Source organism: Xanthomonas theicola (assembly GCF_014236795.1).
GTDB classification, from domain to species: domain Bacteria; phylum Pseudomonadota; class Gammaproteobacteria; order Xanthomonadales; family Xanthomonadaceae; genus Xanthomonas_A; species Xanthomonas_A theicola.
Genome location: NZ_CP049017.1, coordinates 2,390,286 through 2,402,422, shown reverse-complemented (window position 1 = coordinate 2,402,422; position 12,137 = coordinate 2,390,286). Strand labels below are relative to the sequence as shown.

The window sequence follows — 12,137 nt, the reverse complement described above, 5'->3', positions numbered from 1 at the left end:
CCGGGTTGCGGCCGACACTCCCGATTCTAGTCAGCCTTGGTGTCGCTGGGGATGGCGGTGGCGTTCGGCAGTGCCCGATCCTGCGCCGGCAGCCGCGCCGGCTCGAACATGCGCAACGCCGCCGCCAGCAGCGCGGCCACCGACCCGGCCCCGGCCAGCGCCGCCGGCGCCTGGCCCAGCAGCGCCCAGGCCAGGCGCAGCGCGGGCAGCGGATCGGTGTCGTCCAGCGGCAGCGCCGCATGCGACTTGGACAGCTTGCGGCCGTCGGCGCCGAGTAGCAGCGGCAGATGCAGGTAGTGGGGCGTCGGCAGGCCCAGCGCGCGCTGCAGCAGAATCTGCCGCGGCGTGGAATCGAGCAGGTCGGCGCCGCGCACCACGTGGCTGATGCCCTGCGCGGCGTCGTCGACCACCACCGCCAACTGGTAGGCCCAGCCACCGTCGGCGCGCAGCAGCACGAAATCGCCGACCTCGGCGTACACGTCCTGGGCGACGGCGCCGCGCACGCCGTCGCGAAACGCGACCACGCTGCCCGGCGCCACTCGCAGGCGCAGCGCCGGCCGCGGCCGCGCCTGCGCGGCCACGCAGCGATGGTGCACGCCGCCCTGCGCGGCCAGTTCGCTGCGGCTGCAACTGCAGGCGAACGCCTGGCCGGCCTGCAGCAGCCGCTGCGCCGCGGCGTGGTAGGCCGCGCCGCGCTCGCTCTGGCGCGACACCGGTCCATCCGCGTCCAGACCGTGGGCGCGCAGGCTGGCGAGTTGGCGCTCGACCGCGCCGGCCGCGCTGCGCGGCCGGTCCACGTCCTCGATGCGCAGCAGCCATTGGCCGCCGGCATGGCGCGCGTGCAACCAGCTACCGAAGGCGGCGAGCAGCGAGCCCAGGTGCAGCGGGCCGCTGGGCGAGGGCGCGAAACGGCCGCGGTAGGGAGGCGAAGACATGGGCAAGCTGAATCGTCGGTCAGATAAGCGCTTGAATTCAAGCGGTCTGTGCCGCAGATTCAGGCAAATCCCTCATTTTTCCTGGTGCGGAGTCCACGTCGACATGCTCAATCGAATCGCCCTGTTCCTCATCACCAATCTGGCGGTGCTGGCGCTGGCCGGCATCGTCATGTCCGTATTCGGGGTCAATCCCAACCAGATGGGCGGCCTGCTGGTGATGGCCGCGCTGTTCGGCTTCGGCGGCTCGCTGGTGTCGCTGCTACTGTCCAAGTTCATGGCCAAGCGCGCCACCGGCGCGCAGGTCATCACCGAGCCGCGCGACCGGACCGAGCGCTGGCTGCTGCAGACGGTGCAGCGGCAGGCGCAGGCCGCGGGCATCGGCATGCCCGAAGTGGCGGTCTACGACGGACCGGAGATCAACGCCTTCGCCACCGGCGCCAACCGCAACAACGCATTGGTGGCGGTGTCCACCGGCTTGTTGCAGAACATGACCGAGGACGAGGCCGAGGCGGTGCTCGGCCACGAGATCAGTCATATCGCCAATGGCGACATGGTGACCATGGCCCTGCTGCAGGGCGTACTGAACACCTTCGTGATCGTGCTGGCGCGGGTGGTCGGCGGGGTGGTGGACAGCTACCTGTCCGGCAACCGCGACGGCCGCCGCGGCCTGGCCTACTACGCGATCGTGATGGTGCTGGAGATGGTGTTCGGCCTGTTTGCGACGATGATCGCGATGTGGTTCTCGCGCTACCGCGAGTTCCGCGCCGATGCCGGCGGCGCCAGCCTGGCCGGGCGCAGCAAGATGATCGCGGCGCTGCAGCGGCTGGAACTCAACCACGGGCAGAGCACGCTGCCGGCGCAAGTGCAGGCGTTCGGCATCGCCGGCGGCCTGGGCCACGGCCTGCGCAGATTGTTCATGAGCCACCCGCCGCTGTCCGAGCGCATCGCCACGCTGCGTGTTTCGCACAGCAGTGCGATAGTGAGTTGAGGGGGCCCGAACCGAGCGGGGCGGGAATCGTCCTCGCATCCTGCCCCGCGGCATCGCCGCGTCGATCCGTGCTTTTCCGAGTCCCCGGTTCCGACTCCCGAGTCCCGGCCTTCAGGCGAAATCGAAGGTCATCCCCGGTCCCGGGAGGGCGACGAATTCGCCCTGCACGTAGTCGACGCCAGCGCTGAACAGCAGGCTCATCGAGCCGGCGTCGGCGACGAATTCGGCGATGGTGCGGATCCGGGCCAATTGCGCACGCTCGGTGATCTCGCGGACCTTCTCCTGATGCTCGCGGGTCTGCGTCAGATCCTTGGTGAAGCCGCGATCCAGCTTCAGGAACGAGGGCTGGAAGTGCGCCAGCAACTGGAACGAGTCCAGGCCCGAGCCGAACTGCTCCAGTCCGACCTTGCAGCCCAGGATGGTGGTATCGGCGAGGAATTGCTGCGCGTTGCGCAGGTGGGTGAACACCTTGGCCTCCGCCGTCTGCAGCCACAGGCGTTCGCCGGGCACGCCCTGCGCGGCCAGTTCGCGCCGGATCAGTTCGACCATCTTCAGGTCGGCGAAGGCGTCCGGGCTGATCTTGACCATCAGGCTGGTGGCATGGCCGGCACGCTGGCGCTCGCCGATCACCGCGATCGCGCGCGACACCACCCAGCGGTCGATCTCGGCCATCAGCCCGTGCTCGGCGGCGATGCCGAGAATGGTGGTCGGCCCGATGATCTCGTCGTTGCGCTCCAGGTGCAGGTAGGCCTCGTACAGTTCGTGCGGCTCCCCCTGCAGGTTAAGCACCGGCTGGTAGTGCAGCAGGAAGCCGTCGCCGGCCAGCGCCTCGCGCAGGTGCTGCACCCAGCGCTGGATGCGCTCCTCCTCGATGCGGTCGGCGGCGCCGGGGTCGAAGATCTTGCAGGCGTTGCCTCCCAGCTCGACCATGGCCTGCACGTTCTCGCTGGCCCGCGCCAGGACCTGGCCGACGGTGGCGATCTTCTCGCCGATCTGCACCCCGCCGATGCTGGCGGTGACCGTGGCCGAGCGCTCGCCGACACTGAACACGTGCGCCGCGTAGGCGTCGAGCAGGCGCTTGGCCTGCGCCGAGGTGCGCGCGTAGTCGCCCTGCAGCAACAGCGCAAAGGTGTGCTCGCCGAAGCGCGCCGCCTGCACGTCGCCGTCGATCGCCGCGACCAGGTGCTGGGCCACCGTCGCCACCAGCGCATCGGCCGAGTCCAGGCCGATGTCGGCCAGCAGCCGCGTGTAGTGGTCCGGCTCGACCAGCAGGAAACCGTAGTGGCCGTCGCCGCGGCCGACCTGCGCCACCGCGTTCTCCAGCGCCAGCATGAAGGTCGGGCGGTTGAGCAGGCCGGTGACCTGGTCGCGCTGGCGCAGGTCCTCGACCTCGCGCGCCAGTTCCGGATCGAGTTCCTCGCGGCGGCGGAACACCACCTGCACGCAGGCCTCGCCTTCGTAGCTGGCGGTGGCGAACTCCATGGTCGCCGGGAAGCTCTCGCCTTCCATGGTGCGCGCGTCGACCTGGTACTGCGCCGGTGGCGGCTCGCCCTTGCCCAGCGACTTCAACAGCTGCTTGAACTCCTCCACGTGCTGCGGCGCGACCATGTCCAGCAGCGAAACGCCCTCGACATCCTCGAACGAGGCGAAGCCGAACTTCTCCAGGTAGGCCTCGTTGGCGCGGATGTGCATGCCTTCGTGGATGTAGGCGATCGGGTCGCGCGAGGACGCGATCAGCGCGTCGCAGCGGCGCTCGGTCTCGCGCATCTGCGCCTCGATCCGGCGCAGCCCGCGGCGCGCGTGCAGGTCGGCCCAGGTGTTGCGCAGCACCGACAGCAGATGTTCGGGGCGCTGCCGCAGGGCGATCGCGCGGGCGCCGCCGGCCACCGCCTCGACCCATTCGTTCTCGTCGATGCTGTCGGCGAGCAGGATCACCGGGATGTCCTTGCCGCTGGCGCCCACGCGCTGCAACACCTGCGACAGCGGGATCGCCTGCGACGGCGCGCTCAGCACCAGATCGATCGGCTGTGCGGCCAGCATGGCGTCCAGTTCCTCTGCGTGCTGCGGCCGCGACGGCCGCACGGCGATACCGCTGTTGCGCAGGCTGCTGACGATCGTCTCGGCGTTTTCACCACTGTCGTCGACGATCATCAGGCGCAGGGTGGTGTCTTTGCCTATCTGCATGAAGCCTCCCGGAGACGGGGTTTTAATACACGATGCCTGCGGCGGCGTCCATGTGTTGGCGGAGATTGGGGAGTCGGGATTGGGGATTGGCAAAACGGTTCATGCCGGCTGAGCGTTCCGGGGTGAGGCGAAGTGCGAACGGCGCGCAGCGCCGTACCGAATCCCCCATCCCGGTTTTAAACCACTCCGCCAGCGGCATGGCCCGACGCCCAGGCCCACTGGAAGTTGTAGCCACCCAGCCAACCGCTGACGTCGAGCACCTCGCCGACGAAGTACAGCCCGGGCATTCGCCGCGACTCCATCGTCGACGACGACACCTGGCCGGTGTCCACGCCTCCCAGTGTGACTTCGGCGGTGCGGTAGCCCTCGGTACCGCTGGCCACCAGCGGCCAGGCGCCGAGCAGGGCGGCGGCGGCGCGCAGTTGCGGTTCGTCCAGCTGGCGCACCGGCTTGTCCGGCAGCCACGCCTCGCACAGCCGCTGCGCGAAGCGGCGCGGCATCGCCTCGGCGAGCACCGTGCGCAGCTCGGCGCCGCCTCGCAGACGCTTGCGCGCGCGCAGCCAGGCGTCCGCGTCGTGCCCGGGCAGCAGGTCCAGGCGCAGGTCGTCGCCCGGCTGCCAGTACGAGGAGATCTGCAGGATCGCCGGGCCGCTGATGCCGCGGTGGGTGATCAGCATGGAATTGCGGAAGCTGGCGCCGTTGCAACTGGCTTCGACCGGCAGCGCCAGTCCGGACAGGTCCTGCAGCCGCTCCTGGTGCTTGCCGCTGAGGGTCAGTGGTACCAGCCCGGCGCGGGTCGGCAGCACTGCATGGCCGAACTGGCGGGCCAGTTCGTAGCCGAAGCCGCTGGCGCCCAGGCTGGGGATGGACAGTCCGCCGCTGGCCACGACCAGCGAGGCGGCGTGCACCGGGCCGTCGTCGCTGTCGATGCGGAAACCCTCGCTGCCGCGTTCCACGCCGCGCACGCTGCATTGGGCGCGGATCGTCACCCCGGCCGCCTCGCACTCGTCCACCAGCATGCGCACGATCTGCTTGGAGGAGATGTCGCAGAACAACTGGCCCAGTTCCTTTTCGTGGTAGGCGATGGCATGGCGCTCGACCATCCCGACGAAATCGGCCGGGCGGTAGCGCGCCAGCGCCGACTTGCAGAAGTGCGGGTTGGCGGACAGGAAGTTGTCCGGACCGGTGCCGGTGTTGGTGAAGTTGCAGCGCCCGCCGCCGGACATCAGGATCTTCTTGCCGACCTTGTTGGCGTGCTCGATCACCCGCACGCTGCGCCCGCGGCGGCCGGCGGTCAGCGCACACATCAGCCCGGCGGCGCCGGCGCCGATGACCGCGACGTCGACGCGGAAGGGCTCGGCGCGCGCGCTCATGCCGCGGCTTTGCGCACCGTCGGGGTGAAGACGACGCTGCCGTCGTCGCCGAGCAGCTGCACTTCGCCGTCCTGGATCACCACGTCGAAGCGCATGCTGCGCTGGATCAGCTCGGCGGCCGCGGCGACTGCGTCGCCGGGCAGGTCGATCACCTGCAGCGGCCTGAGCTTGAGCAGCGCGGAAGCGTTCTTTTCCCACCACAGGTCCGCGGCGCGGCCGCCGTAGTTGGCCACGATCACCGCGCGGGCGCGGCCGCAGGCCTTGCGGATGCGCGATTCGTCGGGTTGGCCGACCTCGATCCACTGCTCGATTGCGCCGGTGTAGTCCATCCGCCACAGGTCCGGCTCGTCGTCGCTGCTCAGGCCCTTGCCGAACAGCAGGCGCTCCTCGGCGTACAGGGCGAAGGTCAGCAGCCGCGCCATCAGCCGCTGGTCGGTCTCGGACGGGTGCTGGGCCAGGGTCAGCGCATGCGCCGCGTAGTAGCCGCGGTCCATGTCGGAAATCTGCAGCTCGGCCTTGCGGAGGGTGGCGGTGAGGGCCATGCGGCTACCCGGATCAAAGGGCGGCCATGATAATGCGTGGCGATGTCCGATCCCCGCCCCCCCCTTCTGCGTTCGTTCCGGCCCCGAGCCGCTGGCAGTTGTCGCCGGGGCCGTGGCCGACGCTGCTGGACGGATTGCGCGCGCGCTTCCCGCAGGTGTCGCGGGCGCAATGGCAGGACCGTTGCGTGCGCGGCCGCGTGCAGGACCTGCGCGGGCAACCGCTGCCGGCGTCGTTGCCATACCGGGTCGGGCTGGAGGTGCGTTACTTCCGCGAGGTCGTCGACGAGGCGCCGGTCGCCGGGGAGGAGCGGATCGTCCATGCCGATGCGCATCTGCTGGTGGCCGACAAACCGCACGAGCTGCCGGTGATCCGTCCGGGCGCTACGTCAGCGAGACCTTGCTGGCACGGCTGGTGGCGCGGCTGGGCAACCCGGCGCTGGTGCCGCTGCACCGCCTGGACCGCGCGACCGCCGGACTGGTGCTGTTCATCGATCCGCTGCCGTGCCGCGCGCAGGACAAGACGTTCGTCTGCGGCGGCTTCACGGAATACAAGCTGTCCGGGAAGGAGGTCCAGTGGGCCGCCTACCAGAACGATCTGGTCGACTCCCAGCCGTCCGCAGCGGCATGCACCGCGCCGGACTATCGCAACAAGGTCGAGAAGGCATACCGGACCACCTCCCTGAATGGGCTCGTCCTGCGCGATCTGGTGCATGGCCAGAGCCAGGACTGGCGCGAAGAGCTGTCCGGCGACGTCACCTCGATGGGGCAGGTGTTCGAAATGCAGCGTAAGGCGGTCGTCGACCTGCAAACTTTCGTGGCCGCCGACGGCAACTGTCGGTCTTCGATCCGCAAGGCCTGGACGCCGACAAGAAGTTCTCCACCTGCTGGTCCCAGGCGCTGATCATTTTTCGGTGATCTCATCGCCAAGGATGGATGAGCGGGCAGGGCGTCCGGCGGGCGGGCTCGGGCAGTACGGAGAGGCAGCCGGGGTGGTCATGCCCGGGGTGCGTCCTGCGCATCGCCGCCATTGCGCTGGGCGAGGATCCGGCCGATCTGCGCAATTGTCGCTGCAACTAAGGGTCAGTGGCCGCGCCAGCCGGAACTTTATGGCTAGGTTCAGCTTCTTTGTGGGTGATCCTGGTTTGTCTACACAAACCTGTCGCTTTTTGGGAGTGACCCGCGTATGGTGCATCCCACTGTGTTTGCTAGGGTCACCGTGAATCGTGGCCTGGTGCAGTTGATCTCGCGATCCGCTTCATCGTTCCGCTTTACCAACGCCTGCAACTCAGTCTCGGCCCCGATACCCGGTGGCTGCGATTTTTTCTTCAATACAAATGTTTCAGGAGTTAGTAAATGTCTGATCGTCAATGCGGTACCGTGAAGTGGTTCAACGATGCCAAGGGCTTCGGCTTCATCACCCCGGAAAGCGGCCCCGACCTGTTCGTTCACTTCCGCGCGATCCAGGGCACCGGCTTCAAGTCGCTGCAGGAAGGCCAGAAGGTGACCTTCGTCGCCGTCCAGGGCCAGAAGGGCATGCAGGCCGACCAGGTGCAGGCCGTCTGAATCCAGACGCCCGCTACTGCTAAAGTCGCCAACGCCGGAAGCGCAAGCTTCCGGCGTTTTCGTTCGTGCGTCGTCCGCCATCAAGGCCAGCCCGGCCCGCATCGGCGGCAGGTGCCGATGGCGCTGCCGACGCGGCGCATGCACGCCCATCGCCTGGTCCCGGCTACCATCGGCGGCCCCGCGCTCCCGGAACCGCTGTCATGATCACCGTCCATCACCTCAACCAGTCCCGTTCCCAGCGCGTGCTGTGGCTGTTGGAGGAACTGGCGCTGCCCTACCAGGTGACCAAGTACCAGCGCGACCGCAAGACCATGCTGGCGCCACCGGAGCTGCACGCGATCCATCCGCTGGGCAAGTCGCCGGTGCTGGTCGACGATGGCCATGTGCTGGCCGAATCCGGCGCGATCCTCGATTATCTGGTGGAGCGCTACGACACCGAGCGCGCGCTGTCGCCGTCGCCGCAGCCGCTGGATGCGCCTGAACGCCTGCGCTACCGCTACTGGATGCATTACGCCGAGGGCTCGGCGATGCCACCGCTGCTGATGAGCCTGGTGTTCGGGCGGATCCGCTCGGCGAAGATGCCGTTCTTCGCGCGGCCGATCGCTCGCGCCATCGTCGACCAGGCGATGAAGGGCTTCGTCGGCCCGCAACTGAAATTGCACCTGGATTGGATGGAGTGCGAACTGGCGGCCAGCGGCTGGTTCGCCGGCGACCGTTTCACCGCTGCCGATGTGCAGATGAGCTTCCCGGTCCAGGCTGCCGCGGCGCGCGCCGGCCTGCAGGCCTATCCGAACCTGGCCGGGTTCGTACAGCGCATTGAGCAGCGCCCGGCCTACCAGCGCGCGCTGCAGCAGGGCGGCCCGTTCGAACTGCTCGGCAGCCGCTAGGCCGACTAGGCGCGGCCAGTCCGCGGGACAGGCGATCCGCCGTGGGCCGCGCCGGCTCAGGGCGGCGCCGCGCGTGCCGGGCACTGGCGCACGAAGGCGATGCTGTCGGCCATGACCGGCAGCGCCGGGGCGTCCTTGCGCAGCGCCAGGACCAGGCGCAGGTGGCCGACCCCGGGATAGGTCTTCAGTTCGGCGGGCACGCCGGCGCGTTGCAACGCGGCCTGCAGCGACCGGCTGTTGCGCGGCTCGACCACGCGGTCGGCGTCGCCGTGCAGCAGCAGCGCCGGCGGTTCGTCTCCGTCGACGAACGCCACCGGCTGCGAGTGCCGCTGCTGCGTCGGGTCGCGGCCGAACATGCCGATCAGGTCGGGATCGGTCAGCGGCAGGAAGTCGTAAGGACCGGCCAGGCCGACCAGGCCGCACAGCTGCCGTGGCGACAGGCCCTGCGTCTGCAGCCAGCGGCCGTCGGTGGCCAGCAGCGCGGCCATGTGCGCACCGGCGGAGTGGCCCATCAGCACCAGCCGGCGCGGGTCGCCGCCGTGTTCGGCGGCATGGCGCCGGCTCCAGGCCACCGCGGCGGCGGCGTCGCGCATGAAGCCGTCCAGGGTCGCCTGCGGGTATTTGCGGTAATCCGGCACGATCGCGACCACGCCATGCCGCGCCAGCGCTTCGCCGGCCCAGCGGTACCGCTGGCGGTTGCCGGTCTTCCAGGTGCCACCGTGGAAGAACACCACCACCGGCGCGTCGTGCGCTGCGGCCGGGCGGTAGACATCCAACTGCAAGCCGTGCGCGGCATCGAACACGATGCCGCGCTGTTCGCTCACTCCGTGGCGCGCGGAACCGGCGTTGAGGCCGCTGAAGAACACGCTGCTGCACGCGGAGACCAGCAGCGAGGACAGCGCGACCAGCAGGCGGCTGGGCCAGCGAGGTGGCAATGGCGAAGGGCCGGACATGGGCGGTACCTGCGAAAAGAGCGGGGAGCATGCCGCATGGACATGTCGGCAACGGGTGCATGACGCTGGTGGCGCCGCCGGCAACTGCGCATGTACGCATGGGCCGCCGCCGTGGATGCGCCGTCCCGATCCGCGGTTCACCGCGGCTGCACCCAGGGCTTGCCGACGCTGTCGCGAGAGCCGCGGCGGGACTGCGGCATGCGTCGCAAACAGGAACGAGGACGCGCGTCGGCAATCGGGCGGTTGACGACGCCAGCCGTGTGCATCCGCGCGCGACTGTCGGTGTGCCGTATGCGGCGCGCGTGCAGTCGGGCGGCCTGGACCGGCCCCCGGCGGCAACGCGGCCGGGGGCCGATCGGAGAACATCCGATTGCCCCTTAGTGTTCTGTCCCTCAAGAAACTTATCATCAATTTTTGGGTCTTGTAGATATCGTCATGGCCATAGGAGATCTCATGGCCCATCCCGGCATCGGCATAGCGCCTTCCCAACAGGAGCGCGTCCAACTGCAATCGATGAGCCGTTCGCGCTTGCTGCCACATTCGCTGGTACGGCGCGCGCGCATCGTCTTGCTAGCTGCCGAGGGAACTACCAATGCGCAGATCGCCCAGCAGTGCGGCATCAGCGCGCCCATGGTCGCGCATTGGAAGAAACGCTTCGCCGAGCATGGGATGGCGATGAAGCCGTGGCGGCTTTGCTCAATCAGGTTCTGAGTAGTCCGCCCGAGGCGGCCACGCATTGGAGCGTGCGTGCCGCCTCACGCGTCAGCGGTATTTCCAAGAGCCAGGTGGCGCGCTACTTCAACCTCTTTGGCTTACAGCCGCATCGCAGCAAGCGTTTCAAGCTCTCCAACGATCCGTACTTCGTGGAGAAGGTGTGCGATATCGTCGGGCTGTACCTGAGTCCTCCAACCAACGCCCTGGTGCTGTGCGTGGATGAAAAAAGCCAGTGCCAAGCGCTGCAGCGAACCCAACCGGTCTTGCCCATGGGACTGGGTTATGTCGAAGGCATCACCCATGACTATGTCCGCCATGGCACTACAGGGCAACACCATGGCCGCGCAGTCGGAGGTTCAGCACGCCATTGAGCGCAACGCGGGCGGCTGGGCCGGCAGTGCGTCCACGGCGGCCGCGCTGGGCAGCAGCAGTGGGTTTGTGCCCGCGGCTTTGGTGGTCGGCGACGCTGTCTTGATGAGCAAAGCCTTCGACAAGGCCGTTGACCTCAAAAAAACCGCGACATCTTCCACCAGACCGACAAGGCGGGGGTGGAGTGGCAGTTCAATGGGCGGGATTGGGAGCGCCAAGGCGCGTTCGAACGTGCGTCCGATGGACGCGACACCCCCCACAGGCGCCTGTGGGAGCCAGCTGCATCAAGTCTCAGGAGCTGGGCGCCATGGCGAATGCCAAGGCCGCCGAGTTCGCGCTGGGCAACGCGCCCCCGCCGCAGGATCCGTTCAACCTCCCGGCCGAGGCCGATGACCGGACGGGCCTCGACAATCATAACTGGCATCGCAATCCGACAACCGAGTCCTGGGAGCGCCAGGTTAAGACCAGCGTGACCGGCGCCAACGACCAAGGGGCCTACACACCGCAGATCGCTACCCCAGAGCAGACGCAGCGCCTGAACCAGGAAGCCCTGGCGCGCATCGAGAACAACATCGCCACCGGCAGCGAGGCCATTGCCCAGGCCTACCTGGAGAGCCATGCCGCCCAGCGCGGGCAGGACTACGGCGTGGGGGTGCCGGCCGCGGTCGAGAATGCTTGGGCCAAGCCTGACCAAGTGCAAGGCCATGACGGCCAGGTCTACCAGCGGAACGAGGCTGGGCAATGGGCCGGGAAGGACGGGGTGGCCACTGGCAACCTGGCGGTGGAACTGGAACTCACCAACCAGATGCGCCAGCCGTCTCTGGAGCGCGCCCAGGAAACCCTGGCGGCCATTGAGGCTCGCCCCGCACCGACGGCGGCGCAGATGGAGCATAACGAGCTTTTGCACCGCTACCGGGCTGCGGGCATCGACCTCAACGCCCAGGAGAACAACTTGCAGGCGGTGGAACTCGCCACCCAGCGGACAAAGGAGGCTGAAGGCCTCACCGGTCCGACGATGCAGCAGCTGAGGCCGAACGAGCAGGGGCAATACGGCTAGGGTTCTACCCCGTTATCACGGACACTGACGAGAAGGCCGATGCGGCCGATGAGGAGTGTTCATGTCGAAGCGAAGAAAGTTCAGTGTGGAGTTCAAGCGTGGTGCGCTTGAACAAGCTAGCCAGCCGGGCGTCAGTTGTGCACAGGTGGCTCGGGAGCTGGGTATCCGTGACAACCTGTTGACCCGCTGGAAGCGTGAGGCCACAAGCCGAGGCAACGGTGCCTTTGCTGGCGCGGGCACACCACGCGATGAGGAGCTGGTGCGTCTGAAGCGTGAACTGGCGCGGGTGAAGAAGGAACGGGATTTTTTGCGCGAAGCGGCGACGTTCTTTGCCAAGGGATCATCCTGAGGTATCAGGTGATCGAACGTTGCCGCCATGCGTTTCCGATCCGGCTGATGTGCCGTTGCCTGCGGGTGTCGGCCAGTGGTTATTACGGTTGGAGCCGGCGCTTGCCGAGTGCCCGCCAGCGCGAGAACGAGCGCCTATCATGCCGCATCCGTGAACTGCACGAGGATAGCCGGTGCACGCTAGGGATAGTCTGATCAACGCGGTCGGAGGATGAGGCAAGCCA

Annotated in this window: 10 protein-coding genes and 3 pseudogenes; 8 read left to right on the top strand and 5 right to left on the bottom strand. The window is 68.1% G+C overall.

What is annotated here, in order from left to right; genetic code table 11:
- Window positions 1-26: 26 nt before the first annotated feature.
- Window positions 27-935: a tRNA glutamyl-Q(34) synthetase GluQRS gene (gene gluQRS, locus G4Q83_RS11160; RefSeq protein WP_128419499.1), complete on the bottom strand. Its 909-nt coding sequence runs from the start codon at window positions 933-935 to the stop codon at window positions 27-29.
- 103 nt (window positions 936-1,038) lie between these two features.
- Here gluQRS and htpX point away from each other — a divergent pair, with 103 nt between their 5' ends.
- Entirely contained in the window at window positions 1,039-1,923 is an 885-nt protein-coding gene (htpX, locus tag G4Q83_RS11155; protein WP_128419500.1) for a protease HtpX, read from the top strand.
- 111 nt (window positions 1,924-2,034) lie between these two features.
- Here htpX and G4Q83_RS11150 read toward each other — a convergent pair whose 3' ends face one another.
- The 3 genes from G4Q83_RS11150 to G4Q83_RS11140 form a co-directional block, all read right to left on the bottom strand.
- Complete coding sequence (locus G4Q83_RS11150) at window positions 2,035-4,107, bottom strand: EAL domain-containing response regulator (RefSeq protein ID WP_128419501.1); 2,073 nt, start codon at window positions 4,105-4,107, stop codon at window positions 2,035-2,037.
- A 176-nt stretch (window positions 4,108-4,283) separates the two neighbouring features.
- Window positions 4,284-5,480, bottom strand: a complete 1,197-nt coding sequence (locus G4Q83_RS11145; RefSeq protein ID WP_128419502.1) for a BaiN/RdsA family NAD(P)/FAD-dependent oxidoreductase — start codon at window positions 5,478-5,480, stop codon at window positions 4,284-4,286.
- The gene (locus tag G4Q83_RS11140) at window positions 5,477-6,022 is read right to left on the bottom strand and encodes a YaeQ family protein (RefSeq protein WP_128419503.1); all 546 of its coding nucleotides are present in this window, start codon (window positions 6,020-6,022) and stop codon (window positions 5,477-5,479) included. Before G4Q83_RS11140 ends, G4Q83_RS11145 begins: the two co-directional genes overlap by 4 nt.
- Before the next feature lie 32 nt (window positions 6,023-6,054).
- Between G4Q83_RS11140 and G4Q83_RS11135 the strand changes: the two are divergent.
- The 3 genes and pseudogenes from G4Q83_RS11135 to G4Q83_RS11125 form a co-directional block, all read left to right on the top strand.
- Window positions 6,055-6,509 (top strand): annotated as a pseudogene (locus tag G4Q83_RS11135) (pseudouridine synthase); the annotation flags it as partial.
- An 866-nt stretch (window positions 6,510-7,375) separates the two neighbouring features.
- Window positions 7,376-7,585 carry a cold-shock protein gene (locus G4Q83_RS11130; protein WP_003472086.1) on the top strand — a complete coding sequence of 70 codons (210 nt, stop codon included), beginning with the start codon at window positions 7,376-7,378 and terminating at the stop codon, window positions 7,583-7,585.
- A gap of 200 nt (window positions 7,586-7,785) precedes the next feature.
- Complete coding sequence (locus G4Q83_RS11125) at window positions 7,786-8,472, top strand: glutathione S-transferase family protein (protein WP_128419504.1); 687 nt, start codon at window positions 7,786-7,788, stop codon at window positions 8,470-8,472.
- Window positions 8,473-8,528: 56 nt separating this feature from the next.
- On the opposite strand, the gene G4Q83_RS11120 is transcribed toward G4Q83_RS11125, so the two are convergent.
- The gene (locus G4Q83_RS11120; RefSeq protein WP_128419505.1) at window positions 8,529-9,425 is read right to left on the bottom strand and encodes an alpha/beta hydrolase; all 897 of its coding nucleotides are present in this window, start codon (window positions 9,423-9,425) and stop codon (window positions 8,529-8,531) included.
- A 453-nt stretch (window positions 9,426-9,878) separates the two neighbouring features.
- On the opposite strand from G4Q83_RS11120, the gene G4Q83_RS24625 reads away from it, so the two are divergent.
- The 4 genes and pseudogenes from G4Q83_RS24625 to G4Q83_RS11105 all read left to right on the top strand — a co-directional run.
- Window positions 9,879-10,136: a helix-turn-helix domain-containing protein gene (locus tag G4Q83_RS24625; protein ID WP_211288268.1), complete on the top strand. Its 258-nt coding sequence runs from the start codon at window positions 9,879-9,881 to the stop codon at window positions 10,134-10,136.
- The gene (locus G4Q83_RS24620) at window positions 10,109-10,510 is read left to right on the top strand and encodes a hypothetical protein (protein ID WP_211288269.1); all 402 of its coding nucleotides are present in this window, start codon (window positions 10,109-10,111) and stop codon (window positions 10,508-10,510) included. Before G4Q83_RS24625 ends, G4Q83_RS24620 begins: the two co-directional genes overlap by 28 nt.
- Window positions 10,443-11,562, top strand: a pseudogene (locus G4Q83_RS11110) (hypothetical protein); the annotation flags it as partial. The gene G4Q83_RS24620 and the pseudogene G4Q83_RS11110, both read left to right, overlap by 68 nt.
- Window positions 11,563-11,626: 64 nt before the next feature.
- A pseudogene (locus G4Q83_RS11105) lies at window positions 11,627-12,099 on the top strand (transposase); the annotation flags it as partial.
- Window positions 12,100-12,137: the final 38 nt, after the last annotated feature.

Excerpts from the sequence above, each read along its gene's own strand:
- gluQRS (WP_128419499.1), bottom strand. The coding sequence starts at position 935 with ATGTCTTCGCCTCCCTACCGCGGCCGTTTCGCGCCCTCGCCCAGCGGC.
- htpX (WP_128419500.1), top strand. The coding sequence starts at position 1,039 with ATGCTCAATCGAATCGCCCTGTTCCTCATCACCAATCTGGCGGTGCTG.
- G4Q83_RS11150 (WP_128419501.1), bottom strand. The coding sequence starts at position 4,107 with ATGCAGATAGGCAAAGACACCACCCTGCGCCTGATGATCGTCGACGAC.
- G4Q83_RS11145 (WP_128419502.1), bottom strand. The coding sequence starts at position 5,480 with ATGAGCGCGCGCGCCGAGCCCTTCCGCGTCGACGTCGCGGTCATCGGC.
- G4Q83_RS11140 (WP_128419503.1), bottom strand. The coding sequence starts at position 6,022 with ATGGCCCTCACCGCCACCCTCCGCAAGGCCGAGCTGCAGATTTCCGAC.
- G4Q83_RS11130 (WP_003472086.1), top strand. The coding sequence starts at position 7,376 with ATGTCTGATCGTCAATGCGGTACCGTGAAGTGGTTCAACGATGCCAAG.
- G4Q83_RS11125 (WP_128419504.1), top strand. The coding sequence starts at position 7,786 with ATGATCACCGTCCATCACCTCAACCAGTCCCGTTCCCAGCGCGTGCTG.
- G4Q83_RS11120 (WP_128419505.1), bottom strand. The coding sequence starts at position 9,425 with ATGTCCGGCCCTTCGCCATTGCCACCTCGCTGGCCCAGCCGCCTGCTG.
- G4Q83_RS24625 (WP_211288268.1), top strand. The coding sequence starts at position 9,879 with ATGGCCCATCCCGGCATCGGCATAGCGCCTTCCCAACAGGAGCGCGTC.